The organism is Rhodococcus sp. MALMAid1271 (assembly GCF_049195265.1).
In the GTDB taxonomy this organism is placed as follows: domain Bacteria; phylum Actinomycetota; class Actinomycetes; order Mycobacteriales; family Mycobacteriaceae; genus Rhodococcoides.
Map to the genome: position 1 here is coordinate 1 of NZ_JBMIRQ010000028.1, position 14,957 is coordinate 14,957.

Below are 14,957 nucleotides of genomic sequence, written 5' to 3' on the forward strand. Positions count from 1 at the left end.
CCGAATCGCCGACAGCGGCCCGACACTCGTCAATCGTGGAAAAGCTGGGTAGACCAGCGGTCACGCCCTGCCTGGAAACAGTTCTTGCTCGTGTCGTCGATTCGGATCAACTTTCACAAGCTCATCGGTGGATTCAGGCTAAACCTTCGATCGAACGCACCGCATCGGAGCAACGGAGTATGGCCGCCGAACAGGTACACCCGACTCGTCAGGAGAGTTCGATACTCGCCGCCCGCACGAAACAGCGATTCGAGGCGGTCACAACTCTCAAGAACGAAGGCATAGGAATCGATGCGATCGCACGGCAACTCGGACTGGCACGGGAGACCGTCCGCCGTTTCTACTACGCAAGCAGTGTCGATGAATTGTTGGGGGCGCCGCGGGCCGGCCGGCCAACTATGTTGGACGAGTTCGCCGAATACCTTCACGAGCGTTTCAATGACGGCCATGCCTCCGCTGCTGTACTTTACGAAGAACTTCGAGCATTGGGATATCGCGGCAGCTACAGCTCCGTCCGGGATTACCTTCGTCCGTTTCGCAGAATAGGGGCAGCACCACCGTCCACACCGAAAGTGCCGAAGGTGCGGCGGATCACGTCGTGGATGCTGCGTCACCCCGACAACCTCACCGACGACGAGCAGATCAGGCTCAAGCAGGTTCTCGCCAGCTGTCCACATCTCGAAGCAACTGCAGGCCATGTCAAGTCGTTTGCGGAGATGCTCATCGAACGCCTTGGCAAACAATTGAACTCGTGGATGTCTGCCGTCTCGGCAGATGATCTGCCGCACTTGCATCGCTTCGTCCGAGGTCTCGACACCGACCATGCAGCCGTCCGAAACGGGCTGACCCTGCCGCATAGTTCCGGCGCCGTCGAAGGCCACGTGAACCGAATCAAGATGCTCAAACGACAAATGTATGGGCGCGCTGGATTCGACTTGCTTCGCAAACGAATACTCCTCAGCGGCTGAAACTTTCAAAATCGATCACGGAAAGTGGGCCAGAACCACTTTTCAACCGTCGTCAACACTATTGAAACACGATGCGTGAAATCGTTGCGGCGATCAGCGCTGGCCGCTTGGCACCTTCGATTTCGAGGGTATGCTCCAGCTGGATCTGAAGTGCCCCGCCGTGTACTTCCTCGACAGAAGCCAATGTTGAACGTAGACGAACCTGCGCACCGACTAGTACAGGGTTGACGAATCTTACTTTGTTCGATCCATAGTTGACGATCAGCTTGGCACCTTCGATCGTGTAAATCTGTGCTGCAAGTGTAGGCAACAGGGCCAAACTCAGGTATCCGTGCGCTATCGGACCGCCGAAAGGACTTTCCGCGGTGGCGCGTTCGACATCGATGTGAATCCACTGGTGGTCGCCTGTAGCTTCTGCGAATTGGTCGACCATGTTCTGGGTGATGGCCTTCCAGTCGCTCGTACCCAGATCGTCACGGACGGCGGCGTGTAGTTCCTCGGGTGTCCTAAATGTTCGCATGCTTATCGAGTTCCTCTATCAGTGTCAGTGGATGTTTTCAAACACCGCAGCAAGTCCCTGTCCACCGCCGATACACATAGTCTCCAAGCCGTACCTCACATCTCGCCGCCGCATCTCACGAAGCAACGTCGCGAGTATCCGGCCGCCCGTTGCCCCCACCGGGTGTCCCAGCGAAATACCCGAACCATGCGGGTTCAGTCGCTGATCGTCGGGTTCAACTCCCCAGGTACGCAGCACCGCCAGCGTCTGCGCTGCGAACGCTTCGTTCAACTCGATCACATCCATGTCGGCCAACGTCAAGCCCGCACGACTAAGCGCTTTCTCGGATGCCGGCACGGGTCCGATGCCCATGGTCCGGGGAGGCACACCGGCCAGTCCCCAACTCACCAACCGTGCCAGGGGCCGGAGACCGAGTTCGGCTGCCCGACCCGGAGTGGTCACGATGGCAAGGGCGGCTCCGTCGTTCTGTCCACTTGCGTTGCCCGCGGTGACAGTCGAGTCCGGATCGATCTTCGACCTTATCGGACGGAGCTTGGCCAGACCCTCGACAGAGGTGTCGGCACGCGGGTGCTCGTCGGTGTCGACCAGAAGTGGCTCGCCGCGCCGCTGCGGAATCGGCACTACCGCGATCTCTTCGGCGAACACGCCGTTCTTCTGTGCTGTAACCGCACGCTGGTGCGATTGCACCGCGAGTGCGTCCTGATCTGCACGGCTGATGGAGAACTCTGCACGTAGGTGCTCGGCGGTTTCGATCATCCCGCCGAGCACCGGGAAGTTCGTCCCGCCTGCGGTGACACGGGCCCGTGCCAATCGATCGCTCAACACTACCGATTCGGCCTTAACGCCCCACCGCATGCCGGTGGCATAGAACTCGGCCTGACTCATGCTTTCGACTCCCCCGGCGAGGACCAGATCGCTGCCACCCGACTGCACTTGCATGCACGCTTGCAGAACAGCCTGTAGGCCGGAGCCGCATCGTCGGTCGACCTGCTGACCGGGTACCTCGATCCCGAGGCCGGTGTCGAGTGCTGCGACGCGTCCGATGGCCGGTGACTCTCCGTTCGGTGACGCTTGTCCGAGAATGACGTCGTCGATCACGGTCCCGTCCAGTCCGGTGCGGGCGCACAGTTCCTTGATCACGATGGCAGCGAGTTCCTGCGGTGCGACGTCGCGGAATACTCCCCCGAAGCGTCCGACTGGTGTGCGCAGCGGTTCGCAGATGACGGCGTTTGGCATGAATTTCCTTCTTGGATGCGTGGATCGAGCAATTGAGACCGGCGGCGGTCGCTACATGTAGCGTCCGCCGGTGACCTCGGAGACCGTTCCGGTCATGTACGAGGACAGGTCAGAGGCATAGAACAGGGCGACCGACGCCACCTCACGGGGGTCACCGGCACGCTGCATCGGGATTTCCGACATCTTTTGATCCCATGCCTTCTGCGGCATCGCTTCGGTCATCGCCGTCTTGATCAAACCCGGCTGAATCACATTCACTCGGACACCGAGGTGCGCAACTTCTTTCGCTGCTGCCTTGGACAGGCCGACGATTCCGGCTTTCGCGGCCGAGTAGTTGCTCTGGCCGATAAAGCCCACCTTCGCTGAAATCGAGGACAGATTGATGATCGATCCCCCGCCGTTTTCGCGCATGACGCCGGCCGCGATCCGCGTGCCGTTCCAACACCCTTTCAGGTGCACGTCGATGACCTGATCGAACTGATCCTCGGTCATCTTCCGCATGGTTGCATCACGGGTGATCCCCGCATTGTTGACCATGATGTCAATCGACCCGAACGAAGAAGCGGCACTGTCCACCAAGGCTTGCACGTCTTCGGCGGAGGTCACGTTGCAACGCACCCCGACGGCGTCCGTAGGTAGAGCGGCGGCGGCTTCTTTCGCTTTCGTTTCGTCGAGATCGCCGATCACGATGTTCGCCCCGTTTTCGGCGAACAGTGTCGCGATCGCGAGACCGATGCCCTGGGCACCGCCGGTGATGACCGCTGTACGCCCTGAAATCATGAATTGTCCTGTTCTGAAGTGTGATTGGGATAGTCGTATCACCGAACGAGGTCGGTGTCGAAAGCAGGGTCCTGCACGGCGACGCCTTCACGCAGCATGGTGTCCACCGTGTCCGGATCCTGCCCGGATTCGATCAACAACGAGCGTGTGTGCTGCCCCAGTGCGGGAACGTCGCCCATGCGTGCCTCGAAGTCAGCGAACGTCGCCGGTGGCAGCAAAGCCCGTGCGGTCGAGTGTTCGGTGCCGACGGTCCGCCAACGGTCGCGTTCGACGATCTGCGGATGCTCGATGACTTGCCTCATCTGTTTCACCTGGGCCGCAGGGATGCCGGCGGCAGCCAACTTCGTGTCGAGATCTGTTGTCGTGAACAACGATGTGCGTGCGGCGACGACGGCATCGCATTCAGCGCGGTTCTGGACGCGTAAAACATTAGTGGCGAAGCGCAGGTCTTCGGCCATCTCCGGAATTCCTAGTACGTCAGTGACGAGGGTCTGCCAACCGCGATCGTTCTGGACGCCGATCAGTATCTGTCCGTCCTGGGTCGGATATGCATCGTACGGGGCGATGGAGCTGTGACTGACACCCATCCGCGGAGGCTGCGCGCCGGTGTACATCTGTGTGTACATCGCGTGCCCCAACCACTCCACCGTCGAGTCGAGCATCGAGATGTCGATCGTCGCACCAGCACCCGTGCGCCCACGCCTGAGCAATGCCGCAAGCACTGCTTGAGCGCAATACATGCCAGTAGCGATGTCGGCCGTAGGTACTCCCGTCTTGGCGGGTTCGTCCGGTGTTCCGGTAATGGAAATCAAGCCCGCTTCGGCCTGGATCAGCATGTCGTAGGACTTGCGATCCTGCATCGGCCCACCCTTACCGAATCCAGACATGTTGACGACGACCAGACTCGGCTTCGTCGCGCGTAATTCGTTCGCGCCGAATCCGAGTCGCTCTGAAGCACCAGGGGCAAGATTTTGTACGAAAACGTCCGCGTTCTCGATCAGCCGGTGGACGATACTGCGACCTCGGTTTGATTTGAGATCAATGGCGAGGGATTCCTTGCCTCGGTTGAGCCACACGAAGTGCGCACCCGTTCCATGCACTGCATGGTCGTAGCCACGTGCCAGATCACCTCCGTCGGTCCGTTCGATCTTGATCACTCGGGCACCAAGATCGGCGAGGTTTCTGGTTGCAAGGGGTGCTGCGACGGCCTGTTCGATCGCCACGACGGTGAACCCCTCGAGTGGTGCGTTCACTTGCTGCGCTTCTGCTGCGCGCGAATCAATCCGCCTCCGACGATCAGGCGCTGAATTTCGCTCGTGCCCTCGTACAAGCGAAGTAGCCGAACGTCACGATAGATCCGCTCGACCGGAACCTCCCGCATATACCCTGCCCCGCCATGGATTTGGACAGCCAGATCAGCGACCTTGCCGACCATTTCGGTGCAGAACAGTTTCACGGCCGATGGAGCTATCCACCGATCGGTGTCCTCGACCCAGGCCCTCGCTGCCTCACGGACCATGGCCCGGCCCGCCATGACCCCAATCTGTTGGTCGGCGATCATCGCCTGAACTAGCTGGAAGTTTCCGATTGGTTCGCCACCCTGAGTCGATGCTGCTGCGTGCGCGACGGACTCGTCGAGCGCACGTTGCGCCTGGCCGACAGCGAGTGCCGCGATGTGCACACGTCCGCGTGCCAGCGAGGTCATCGCCGCCTTGTATCCGATGTCTCCCTTTCCGCCGACCAGTGACTCGGCGTCGACCTTCACGTCGGTGAACGTCACGTCCGCAGTGCCCGACCCTTGCTGGCCCATCTTGGCGTCCTTGACCCCGATCTCGATCCCGGCAGTATCTGCCGGGACAAGGAAGACTGCGATACCGTTTCCGCTCTCCGGCTTCGGATCCAGCTTGGCGAAGACGACAAACATGTCGGCGATGGGCGCATTGGTGATGTATCGCTTGTTGCCGTTGATCATCCAGCCCGAGCCGTCTGCCTTGGCGGTCGTCCTGAGCCCTGCGGGGTTCGATCCTGCCCCGTCCTCGGTCAGCGCAAACGAGGCGACGATGTCACCGGCGGCCATGCCCGGTAGCCACTGCGCTTTCTGATCCTCGGTTCCGAACCCGACGAGGACCTGCCCGGCGATACCGTTGTTGGTTCCGAACATCGAGCGGAGTGCCAGCGAGGTGTAGCCGAGTTCCATGGCAAGCTCGACATCCTGAATGAGGTTGAGGCCCAAGCCGCCCCACTTCTGGGGTATCGAAAAACCGAACAAGCCCATCTCTGCAGACTGTGTCCGTATATCGGCAGGTATTGCGTCGGTGTTCATGATCTCGAGTTCCCGCGGAACCACCCACGACCGCACGAAGTGTGAAATCTGCTTCAGCACGTCGGAGAAGACATCGTCGGGTACTTCGGGGTTCAGCGTTTCCATACGAGAACTATCAACCCCACCATTACTGTCAGTCCAATACTTAATTGATACTTGTGTATTACCGTAGATGCAATAAAGGAGTCCCTGGATGGATGTCGAACAACTTCGCGCGTTCCTCGCCGTCGCCGAGGAGCTTCACTTCGGTCGCGCCGCGGCCCGACTGCATGTGGCGCAGCCGCCCCTCAGTCGCACCATCAAACAACTCGAAAAGCATCTGGGTGCAAGACTGTTCGATCGAAATACCCGTTCCGTGAAATTGACGGCCAGCGGTCAGGCATTGATCGAACCTGCACGCGCAGTCCTCGAAGGTTTGCGTAGCGCGGAAGACGCAGTCAAGTCGGCCGCCGGCGGCGAGAGTGGTTTGGTGCGAATCGCGTTCGCCGGCGTCTCGACGCATCGCATGGTCGCGCGGCTTGCCCGCATCGTGCGCTCTGAGCATCCAGGTATCGAGTTGGAACTTTCCAGCCAGAACTTCGCTCAGCCAGCCATGAAGAGGCTGCTCAGCGGGGACACCGACATAGCGTTGGGTAGGTGGGATGTCATTCCTGCGAGCGTGGAGTCCGAGGTGGTACTAGTCGACCATCTGGTCGTGGCAGTGGCCGACACACACACGTTGGCCGGTGCGACTCGGGTCGATATCGACCGACTCGCGAACGAGCAGTTCATCTCACTGCCGTTCCACGAAGGATCTGTCCTTCCTGATCGGCTGCGCCGACTCGCCGTCGCCCGCGGGTTCGTCGCCGATGTCGTTCAGATCGCACCGGACACCCAGACCGCTCTGGCTCTGGTGGCGGCCGAGGTCGGCTGTCACCTGACGTTGTCGTCGGTGGCGGACAACGTCACCGACCCTCATGTGGTTTTCGTGCCGCTATGTGATTCGACGGCAGACGTGGACATGCGGGCAGCGTGGCGGAGAGACAGTACTAACCCAGCGCTGCGAGTGGTCCTGCAATACGTCATCGGTCTCCGGCAGCACTGAGACTAGATGCCGAGTTTTCAGTCTCAGGAGCGCGGCGAGCGCCATCGCTTCCGGACACGGTCAGCTGGCCACTGTTCCAGAGCTCTTGCCGCCAGGTTCCTCGCTGATAGAGGTATCGTCGCGCGGAAATCGCGCATTCTGCGGATCGTCGATACCGAACAATGACGTTCCGAGGGGTCAGCTACGAATCTTCAACGCCCGCATCTTCCTGTACAGGGTGGTACGGCCGATCCCTAACAGTCCCGCCGCCAACGACTTGTTCCCATTCGTTTCCGACAATGCCCGGTTGATTGCATCACGCTCCGCTTCTTCGTAGCGGCTCAGGGACGGCGTTGACGATCCGCGGGCATGAGTGGACGTCGCCGTGAAATTGCCCGTTGATCCGTGGTCGCGGTCGGGTAACGGATCAGGCGACGCCGAGGGTGCATCGTCGCGTCGTCGCCAATCCAGACCCATCACTGCATCCTCGGACGCAGACTCTGCATCGCTCGGATCAGTGAATTCGAGCGCGAAGATCGCGTCCTGCCCTGCTCGCCCTAATCGGCGGACGGTTGCCTCGGTGCCGAGAGTCGGTAGCTCGAGACGCATGCTGTCCTCATCCCACCGATACCGGCGCAAGGTGTCCCACAACCCTGCGTGTGCTTCCGCGTCGAAGTGCGCGAGAGCCGGGAGGTCGGTCATCACGGTTCCTGAGTTCATCACCAGTACCGGATTCTTGGAGGTGCGCAAGTTGCGATATGTGCGCGCCAGCTCGAGATCTCGCGAATCGGCCATGAGTTCGAGGGCTTCGGAAATCTCGTACCCGGCTTGCCGGACCATCGACACCATCAGGGGACTGGCCGAATCGACATGAGATGCGATGGACAGCGATCCGACGATTCTGCCCGTGATCGGATGCTTGATAGGCGTTCCGGCACATGCCAGGGATGCAAGCGCGTCGTTGAAGTGTTCTGTTCCGCGGACGAACACTACTCCGCGTGCTTCGATCGGCGTGCCCAAACCGTTGGTGCCCAGGGCTTGCTCGGAGAAGTCGAAACCTTCGACAGCGTTGGCGCGGTCCAGGGAGGGCTCGTCCTGCGGGTCGACGATGCGGCGTGAGACTATGCGACCTGCCTCGTCGGCCAAAAACAGGGTCATACGCGAATCGGTCAGGTTGGTCTGCCACTGGTCGAGAATGCGACCAGCAGCGCGCAGGATGGCTGTGTCGGGATCTATTTCGCCGACTATGTGAGGACCTGCTGCCGGGTCAACGCTCAGCGAGACCGAACGGCGCCAACTCTGCTCGATTTCGTGCGCGACAAGCGATGCAGGCAGCGAAGCCCGCACGAGCCCCTGAGTGATCAGTTGCTCGCGCGCGCGTCGTACGGCGTCGTCGCGGTGTGCGCGGTCGCTCACTTTTCTAGTGTGGAGTAGTAAGGACGATGCGTCCAGCAACGCCACCTGCCGTGAGCTCATCCAATGCGCGGGTGACCTCCGCTGCCGACAGGGCACGCTCGGCTATCGGAATGGTGGGGATCTGCCCCGTTTGGGCGATCCGAACGAGGTCTCGCAGTTGGTCGAGCGTTCCGACGAAACTGCCTTCGAGGCGAATCATGCGCAAAGCGAGTAGTGCCGTGGGGACGGTGAATTCGCCGCCGAAGAGTCCGACCTGCACCATGATTCCTGCCTTGGCCAACACCTCGAACCCCAGTGTTGCGGTGGCTCCATTGTTGACGAAGTCGATGACCGCCCCGGCCGGCCCTCCCACAGCGCGTCGAACGTCGCGCGCTGTTGTATCCGAACCCGAGAGCACGGTGGCCGATGCGCCCATGTCGCGAGCGAGGGACAGGTTCTGATCTGCGCGGTCGACCGCGCAGATCGCCCGATGTCCTCGCGCACGCAGGATCGCGATAGCTGTCAGCCCTAGCCCGCCCGCACCGAAAACGACGACCGGCTCGTCCGGTTCGAGCGGAAGGATCCTGTCGACCGCACTGTGGGCCGTCAATCCTGAACAGGCAAGCGTCGCAGCCCAACTCGGATCCAGTCCGTCGATGTCGACGAGGTATTTCGCGTCGGGAACGAGGACGTATTCGGCGTACCCGCCGTGACGGGCAACACCGAGGTTTCTTCCTGTGGCGCAACTGTTGTCATGGCCTGATCGGCACTGGCGGCATTCGCCGCATCCGATCCACGGATAGATCAAGCGGACATCACCAGGGCGTACAGTGTCCACGGCTTCGCCTACCTGCTCTACGATGCCGACGACTTCGTGGCCGAGCACCATGGGGTATTCGACGCCACGGTCTTTCATGTTCATCATCCCTTTGCTGCCGAGGTCATAGCCACCCTCGCGTAGGTGTGTGTCGGTGTGACACACACCGGCTCTCAGCACCCGCAGAAGAACGCTGCTCCCTTCAGGCGCCGGCACGGGGACCTCCACTTCGTGGATCGTCGTATCGTCGGGAAACACTGCATATGCGCGCATGAACAAGCACCTCTTCGGGTGGAAGGAATGTGGCGGTGTCCTCATCATGACCACGCATCCTGACTGCCGACTGTTTCATAACGGAACACAGGTGTCGTGCATTGTGCTCCTACGTTGGTTCTAGAAGGGAGTGCTGCCCGTCACAAAACTTCCAGTGTGTGGCACGCCCGACATATCAGACCGCGGCCGATTTCCTTTTCGCCGTGACGAGCCCAGGAGAACCCATGAGCACCGCCGTTGCCAGCGATTCGAACGCCACACATGATGACAGCACCGATGACGTACTGCGAGAACTCTATGCCGATTGGTCTGAGATCATGTCGAGCACACCGGATCTGACGATCCGTCTACTGCGTTCGATCTTCGACGAGTGGCACCAACCGACCGTAGAACCCGAAGGGGTGACTTACCGCGAAGACACTGTCGGCGGCGTCCCCGGCATCTGGTGCTTGCCCGAAGGAGCAGATCGGTCGAAAGTTCTGCTCTACACCCACGGTGGAGGTTTCGCCGTCGGCTCCGCATCGAGCCACCGCAAACTTGCTGGCCACGTCGCTAAAGCGCTCGGATCGGCCAGTCTCGTGCTCGACTACCGGCGCGCCCCGGAACACACACATCCCGCGCAGATCGAGGACGGTGTCGCAGCGTTCGACGCGCTCGTGGCTTCCGGCATCACCGCTCGTGATATCACCACCATCGGTGATTCGGCAGGCGGGAACCTGGCTATCGCCATCGCTCTGGCCCTCGCCGACCAAGGCAAAAGTGGCCCTGGCAGTGTCATTGCCTTCTCCCCCTGGCTGGACATGGAGAACAAAGGCCAGACTCTGGTCACCAACAACGACACCGATGCGCTGATCACACCAGAGTTGTTGGAAGGCATGATCTCCGGCGTTCTCGGAGGCACCGTCGACCCGACCACTCCACTCGCGAACCCGCTGCACGCCGACTTCGCAGGCTTCCCACGGCTGTATCTCACGGCTGGCAGCGTTGAATCACTCCTCGACAATGCCACCCGAGTGGCCGAACGCGCCGAAGCTGCCGGTGTCGATGTCACCCTTTCGATCGGGGAAGGGCAGCAGCATGTCTACCCGTTTCTGGCCGGCCGTTCCCCGCTTGTTGCCGAGGAATTTGCGCAGCTATCCGCCTGGTACCACGCCTGAACTTTCATTCCTCGTAACGACCAAGGACTTCAAACCATGACTACACAAAAGGCCCTGACCACTGTCGATGCCATCGTCATCGGCGCCGGATTCGGCGGGATCTACGCCGTCCACAAACTGGCCAACGAGCTCGGCCTCACGACGGTCGGCTTCGACAAGGCAGACGGCCCGGGCGGCACGTGGTACTGGAACCGCTACCCGGGTGCACTGTCCGACACCGAAAGCCACGTCTACCGGTTCTCATTCGACCGTGACCTGCTTCAGGACGGTACCTGGAAGCACACCTACACCACTCAACCCGAGATTCTCGAATACCTTGAGGATGTCGTTTCCCGGTTCGACCTACGCCGGCACTTCCACTTCGGCACTGCCGTCGAATCTGCGGTGTATCTCGAAGACGAACAACTGTGGGAAGTCACCACCGACACAGGCGAGATCTACCGCGCTACCTACGTCGTCAATGCTGTCGGGCTCCTCTCCGCCATCAATCGACCGGATCTGCCCGGTCTCGAGACATTCGAAGGCGAGACCATCCACACCGCAGCGTGGCCCGAGGGCAAGGATCTCACCGGCCGCCGCGTCGGCGTGATCGGTACCGGATCTACTGGGCAACAGGTCATCACGGCCCTGGCGCCAACGGTCGAACACCTCACTGTATTCGTGCGAACTCCCCAGTACTCGGTGCCGGTCGGCAAGCGCGCGGTGACCGACGAGCAGATCGACGCAGTCAAAGCCGACTACGAGAACATCTGGACTCAGGTCAAAAGATCCTCGGTGGCATTCGGCTTCGAGGAATCTACTGTTCCGGCCATGAGCGTGTCCGCGGAAGAACGCCTCAGGGTCTACGAAGAGGCATGGGAGCAGGGCGGCGGTTTCCGATTCATGTTCGGAACCTTCGGTGACATCGCTACCGACGAAGAAGCCAACGAAACTGCAGCATCGTTCATTCGCTCGAAGATCACCGCCATGATCGAAGACCCGGAGACTGCCCGCAAACTGACGCCCACCGGACTATTCGCGAGACGACCGTTGTGCGACGACGGGTACTTCCAGGTCTTCAACCGCCCGAACGTCGAGGCGGTCGCCATCAAGGAAAACCCCATTCGTGAGATCACAGCCAAGGGCGTGGTGACCGAGGACGGCGTCCTGCACAAATTGGACGTCCTGGTCTTCGCCACCGGCTTCGACGCCGTCGACGGGAACTACCGCCGCATGACCATTTCCGGTCGCGGTGGCCTGAACATCAACGACCATTGGGACGGCCAACCCACCAGCTACCTGGGGATTGCCACCGCGAACTTCCCCAACTGGTTCATGGTGCTCGGCCCCAACGGACCGTTCACGAACCTTCCTCCAAGCATCGAAACTCAGGTCGAGTGGATCAGCGACACCATAGGTTACGTCGAGCGGACAGGTGTGCGGGCGATCGAACCCACACCGGAGGCGGAATCCGCATGGACCGCGACCTGCACGGACATCGCGAACATGACCGTCTTCACCAAGGTTGATTCATGGATCTTCGGGGCCAATGTTCCAGGAAAGAAGCCCAGCGTGCTGTTCTACCTTGGCGGGCTCGGCAACTACCGCGCCGTCCTGGCAGACGTCACCGAGGGGGGCTATCAGGGCTTTGCTCTGAAGACGGCCGACACCGTCGACGCCTGACTCCCGATCGATACGAAAACAGGAGACGACCATGGGTGTGTACACCACCATCGACCCTGCCAACGGTCAGGAATTCGCGCGGTATCCGGAAATATCGGACGACGAGTTGGACGTCCTCATCGGCAGCAGCGCAAACGCCTACAGGAGTTGGCGCGCAACAGATCTCGAACAAAGAAGCCTTGCGCTTGGCAGGGTCGCCGAACTCTATCGAGAACAATCCCACGAACTGGCCAAGCTGCTCACTTTGGAGATGGGCAAACCGATCGCACAAGCACAAGGCGAGGTGGAGCTGGTTGCCTCGATCTATCAGTATTACGCAGACCACGCCGCAGAATTCATGCAGGATGAGACCCTCGACATCGCCGGTAGCGGGACGGCGGTCGTGCGGACCGAGCCGATCGGACCGCTCGTCGGAGTCATGCCGTGGAACTACCCCTATTACCAGGTGGCACGCTTCGCTGCTCCCAACATCGCACTGGGCAACACGATCATCCTCAAACATGCGCGCAACTGCCCGCAGTCCGCCCTGGCCATCGAGCGAGTCTTCCTCGAAGCCGGGCTGCCGACCGACGTATATCGCAATGCCTTCGTCTCCTCAGCCCAGGTCGCTGCGGCTGTAGCGGATCAGCGAGTCCAAGGTGTGTCACTGACCGGATCGGAGAAGGCAGGGTCGGCCGTCGCTGAGGTAGCGGGCCGGCACCTGAAGAAATGCGTACTTGAACTGGGCGGTTCGGACCCCTTCATCGTATTGGAAGATGCCGACATAGACATCGCTGCTGCCGCCGCCGTCGTCGGTCGGCTCGGAAACGGCGGACAGGCGTGCACTGCGTCGAAGCGGTTTCTCGTCGACGACAGCGTGTACGACGAATTCGTAACGAAGTTCGTCGACGGGATGGCTGGCTGGCTACCCGACGACCCGACCAGCCCCGAGACAAAGCTCGGGCCACTCGCGTCGCACGCGGGAGTCGAGGAAGTCGACGAGCTTGTCCAGGACGCACTCTCCCGCGGGGCCGAGGCTCTCTTGGGTGGCAACCGACCGGAAGGGGTCGGCGCCTACTACCCGCCCACCGTGCTGGCTGGAGTTACACGCGAGATGCGTGCATTCCGCGAAGAGCTGTTCGGCCCGGTAGCGGTCCTCTACCGCACCCGGTCTCTAGATGAGGCGATCGACCTGGCCAACGACTCCCCGTTCGGCCTCTCATCCAGTGTGTTCACCTCGGATCCGGACAAGGCCGGCCGAGTGGCCGAGGAACTCGAAACCGGAATGGTCTGGATCAACGGCACCAGCAAGACGGCCCCGGACCTACCGTTCGGCGGTGTCAAGGGATCGGGGTTCGGTCGCGAGCTCGCCAAGTTCGGCTTGAACGAATTCGCCAACAAAAAGTTGGTGCGAAATCCGAAGGGAATGAAATGACCAAGCGTGTTGAAGGCAAAATTGCCGTCGTGACCGGTGGCGCCACAGGTATGGGGCGCGCGCACGCCCAGCTGTTAGCGGAAGAGGGTGCCGCCGTTGTCGTCACCGATATCGACGTCGAAGGCGGCAAGGAGACCGTCAAGCTGATCGAGAAGGACGGCGGTACTGCGTCTTTCGTGCAGCACGACGTCTCGAGTTCGGCAGGTTGGAAGGTTGTCGTCGACCATGCCGTCCAGTCCCACGGCCGCGTCGACATCCTGGTGAACAATGCGGGCATCCTCGCTTTCACGTCACTGCAGGACACGGAGGAAGACGTGTGGGACCGCATCTTCGCGGTCAATGCCAAGGGCACGTACCTGGGCTGCAAGACGATCATCCCTGCGATGAAGGAGTCGAAGGCGCCGTCGATCGTCAACATCTCGTCCATGTACGGGATCATCGGCGCCCCAAATGCAGCCGCCTACGAGGCATCGAAGGGTGCAGTGCGGACTCTGACGAAAGCCGCTGCAGTGGACCTGCAAGAGTTCGGGATTCGAGTGAACTCGGTGCACCCAGGAGTGATTGCGACGGCGATGACAAACGATATCCTGGCCGATCCCGAAGGGAAGAAGGCTCTCTTGGGCACCACCATCCTGGGTCGTGCGGCCCAGCCGGAGGAGGTATCCACGGTGGTACTGTTTCTTGCCTCGGATGAGTCCTCGTTCATGACCGGGTCCGAAGTCGTAGTCGACGGCGGCTACATCGCTCAATAGGGCAGCTTCAGCTTAATTCAGTGCACCGCGCCTCGGGTGGCATCAGCCGAGGCGCGGGGCACTGTAAGGACAAGCGGCCAGCCAACTACCAGTGCATCCTGCAACTCGAAACACACCACATACCAGGCAATTTCGACTTCGGCCACCGCACGATATCGACGGAAAGGCGATGCCCGTCCGGCTGTTGAAACACATGAGGGACCGCATGGTGCCGACGACCTGCTCACCTCATCCAGCCAGTCAAAAACGACCTGCCAAACCGCTGTAGTTCCTGCCGCCCCGCCGAGTGCAGTGGCGGGGGTGCGGACACGCGTCACACCCGTTACGCCCCAAGGAGAAACCAACCACGGGGACATGCCACTACCGCAGTTCAAGCCCAATATGCGGCCGTGCTCCAGCAGACCATCGACGGCCGCTGACTCAGGACCCCTCGCCCGACTCCGGCCCGCCGGCACCCTTAGCCTGAATCCACCGATAGAACTTCCATTGACCGGAGTGTCTAACTGAAGAAAGTGCCCCCTGAACTGGGATGATTTGAGTTCTCACGCAACAAATCCACCAGCTCAGGAAAGGCACTTCCAGTGAAAGTGTCCCACA

The 14,957-nt window shown here is 60.8% G+C and carries 13 protein-coding genes; 6 read left to right on the top strand and 7 right to left on the bottom strand.

What is annotated here, in order from left to right:
- On the top strand, positions 1-968 hold a 968-nt coding region (locus tag ACOQFP_RS01405; RefSeq protein ID WP_421583213.1), incomplete at its 5' end, for a transposase.
- A gap of 58 nt (positions 969-1,026) precedes the next feature.
- Here the strand turns inward: ACOQFP_RS01405 and ACOQFP_RS01410 are convergent.
- Genes ACOQFP_RS01410 through ACOQFP_RS01430 form a run of 5 tightly spaced genes read right to left on the bottom strand, consistent with a single transcriptional unit; the run spans position 1,027 to position 5,932 of the window.
- Positions 1,027-1,488: a MaoC family dehydratase gene (locus tag ACOQFP_RS01410; RefSeq protein ID WP_075836538.1), complete on the bottom strand. Its 462-nt coding sequence runs from the start codon at positions 1,486-1,488 to the stop codon at positions 1,027-1,029.
- Between the two features lie 24 nt (positions 1,489-1,512).
- Positions 1,513-2,724, bottom strand: coding sequence for an acetyl-CoA C-acetyltransferase (locus tag ACOQFP_RS01415; RefSeq protein ID WP_075836536.1), 1,212 nt, complete (start codon positions 2,722-2,724; stop codon positions 1,513-1,515).
- A gap of 51 nt (positions 2,725-2,775) precedes the next feature.
- Complete coding sequence (gene fabG / locus ACOQFP_RS01420; RefSeq protein ID WP_075836534.1) at positions 2,776-3,504, bottom strand: 3-oxoacyl-ACP reductase FabG; 729 nt, start codon at positions 3,502-3,504, stop codon at positions 2,776-2,778.
- Between the two features lie 38 nt (positions 3,505-3,542).
- Entirely contained in the window at positions 3,543-4,757 is a 1,215-nt protein-coding gene (locus ACOQFP_RS01425; RefSeq protein WP_075836532.1) for a CaiB/BaiF CoA transferase family protein, read from the bottom strand.
- Positions 4,754-5,932: an acyl-CoA dehydrogenase family protein gene (locus ACOQFP_RS01430; protein WP_230074794.1), complete on the bottom strand. Its 1,179-nt coding sequence runs from the start codon at positions 5,930-5,932 to the stop codon at positions 4,754-4,756. The genes ACOQFP_RS01425 and ACOQFP_RS01430 overlap by 4 nt, the downstream gene beginning before the upstream one ends.
- Positions 5,933-6,020: 88 nt before the next feature.
- Between ACOQFP_RS01430 and ACOQFP_RS01435 the strand changes: the two genes are divergently transcribed.
- Positions 6,021-6,911 (top strand): LysR family transcriptional regulator, encoded by an 891-nt coding sequence (locus ACOQFP_RS01435; protein ID WP_075836528.1) that lies wholly within the window; start codon positions 6,021-6,023, stop codon positions 6,909-6,911.
- A 177-nt stretch (positions 6,912-7,088) separates the two neighbouring features.
- Here the strand turns inward: ACOQFP_RS01435 and ACOQFP_RS01440 are convergent, their stop codons facing one another.
- Together ACOQFP_RS01440 and ACOQFP_RS01445 are read right to left on the bottom strand one after the other, a co-directional pair.
- On the bottom strand, positions 7,089-8,306 hold the full coding sequence (locus tag ACOQFP_RS01440) for a helix-turn-helix domain-containing protein (protein ID WP_075836526.1): 1,218 nt from the start codon (positions 8,304-8,306) through the stop codon (positions 7,089-7,091).
- Positions 8,307-8,310: 4 nt separating this feature from the next.
- A complete protein-coding gene (locus tag ACOQFP_RS01445) occupies positions 8,311-9,423 on the bottom strand; it encodes an alcohol dehydrogenase (RefSeq protein ID WP_354005038.1) in 1,113 nt (370 codons plus the stop codon).
- Positions 9,424-9,599: 176 nt separating this feature from the next.
- Here ACOQFP_RS01445 and ACOQFP_RS01450 point away from each other — a divergent pair, with 176 nt between their 5' ends.
- From ACOQFP_RS01450 to ACOQFP_RS01465, 4 genes are read left to right on the top strand one after another with little or no spacing between them, the layout of a single operon-like run.
- On the top strand, positions 9,600-10,532 hold the full coding sequence (locus tag ACOQFP_RS01450) for an alpha/beta hydrolase (RefSeq protein ID WP_075836524.1): 933 nt from the start codon (positions 9,600-9,602) through the stop codon (positions 10,530-10,532).
- Between the two features lie 36 nt (positions 10,533-10,568).
- Entirely contained in the window at positions 10,569-12,194 is a 1,626-nt protein-coding gene (locus tag ACOQFP_RS01455; RefSeq protein ID WP_075836523.1) for a flavin-containing monooxygenase, read from the top strand.
- A gap of 31 nt (positions 12,195-12,225) precedes the next feature.
- Positions 12,226-13,608, top strand: a complete 1,383-nt coding sequence (locus tag ACOQFP_RS01460) for an NAD-dependent succinate-semialdehyde dehydrogenase (RefSeq protein ID WP_075836522.1) — start codon at positions 12,226-12,228, stop codon at positions 13,606-13,608.
- Positions 13,605-14,360 (top strand): glucose 1-dehydrogenase, encoded by a 756-nt coding sequence (locus ACOQFP_RS01465; protein WP_075836521.1) that lies wholly within the window; start codon positions 13,605-13,607, stop codon positions 14,358-14,360. Before ACOQFP_RS01460 ends, ACOQFP_RS01465 begins: the two co-directional genes overlap by 4 nt.
- The last annotated feature ends 597 nt before the right edge of the window (positions 14,361-14,957 follow it).

What these genes read in the sequence shown, in the direction of transcription:
- ACOQFP_RS01410 (WP_075836538.1), bottom strand. Translation starts at nt 1,488, where the DNA reads ATGCGAACATTTAGGACACCCGAGGAACTACACGCCGCCGTCCGTGAC.
- ACOQFP_RS01415 (WP_075836536.1), bottom strand. Translation starts at nt 2,724, where the DNA reads ATGCCAAACGCCGTCATCTGCGAACCGCTGCGCACACCAGTCGGACGC.
- fabG (WP_075836534.1), bottom strand. Translation starts at nt 3,504, where the DNA reads ATGATTTCAGGGCGTACAGCGGTCATCACCGGCGGTGCCCAGGGCATC.
- ACOQFP_RS01430 (WP_230074794.1), bottom strand. Translation starts at nt 5,932, where the DNA reads ATGGAAACGCTGAACCCCGAAGTACCCGACGATGTCTTCTCCGACGTG.
- ACOQFP_RS01435 (WP_075836528.1), top strand. Translation starts at nt 6,021, where the DNA reads ATGGATGTCGAACAACTTCGCGCGTTCCTCGCCGTCGCCGAGGAGCTT.
- ACOQFP_RS01445 (WP_354005038.1), bottom strand. Translation starts at nt 9,423, where the DNA reads ATGATGAGGACACCGCCACATTCCTTCCACCCGAAGAGGTGCTTGTTC.
- ACOQFP_RS01450 (WP_075836524.1), top strand. Translation starts at nt 9,600, where the DNA reads ATGAGCACCGCCGTTGCCAGCGATTCGAACGCCACACATGATGACAGC.
- ACOQFP_RS01455 (WP_075836523.1), top strand. Translation starts at nt 10,569, where the DNA reads ATGACTACACAAAAGGCCCTGACCACTGTCGATGCCATCGTCATCGGC.
- ACOQFP_RS01460 (WP_075836522.1), top strand. Translation starts at nt 12,226, where the DNA reads ATGGGTGTGTACACCACCATCGACCCTGCCAACGGTCAGGAATTCGCG.
- ACOQFP_RS01465 (WP_075836521.1), top strand. Translation starts at nt 13,605, where the DNA reads ATGACCAAGCGTGTTGAAGGCAAAATTGCCGTCGTGACCGGTGGCGCC.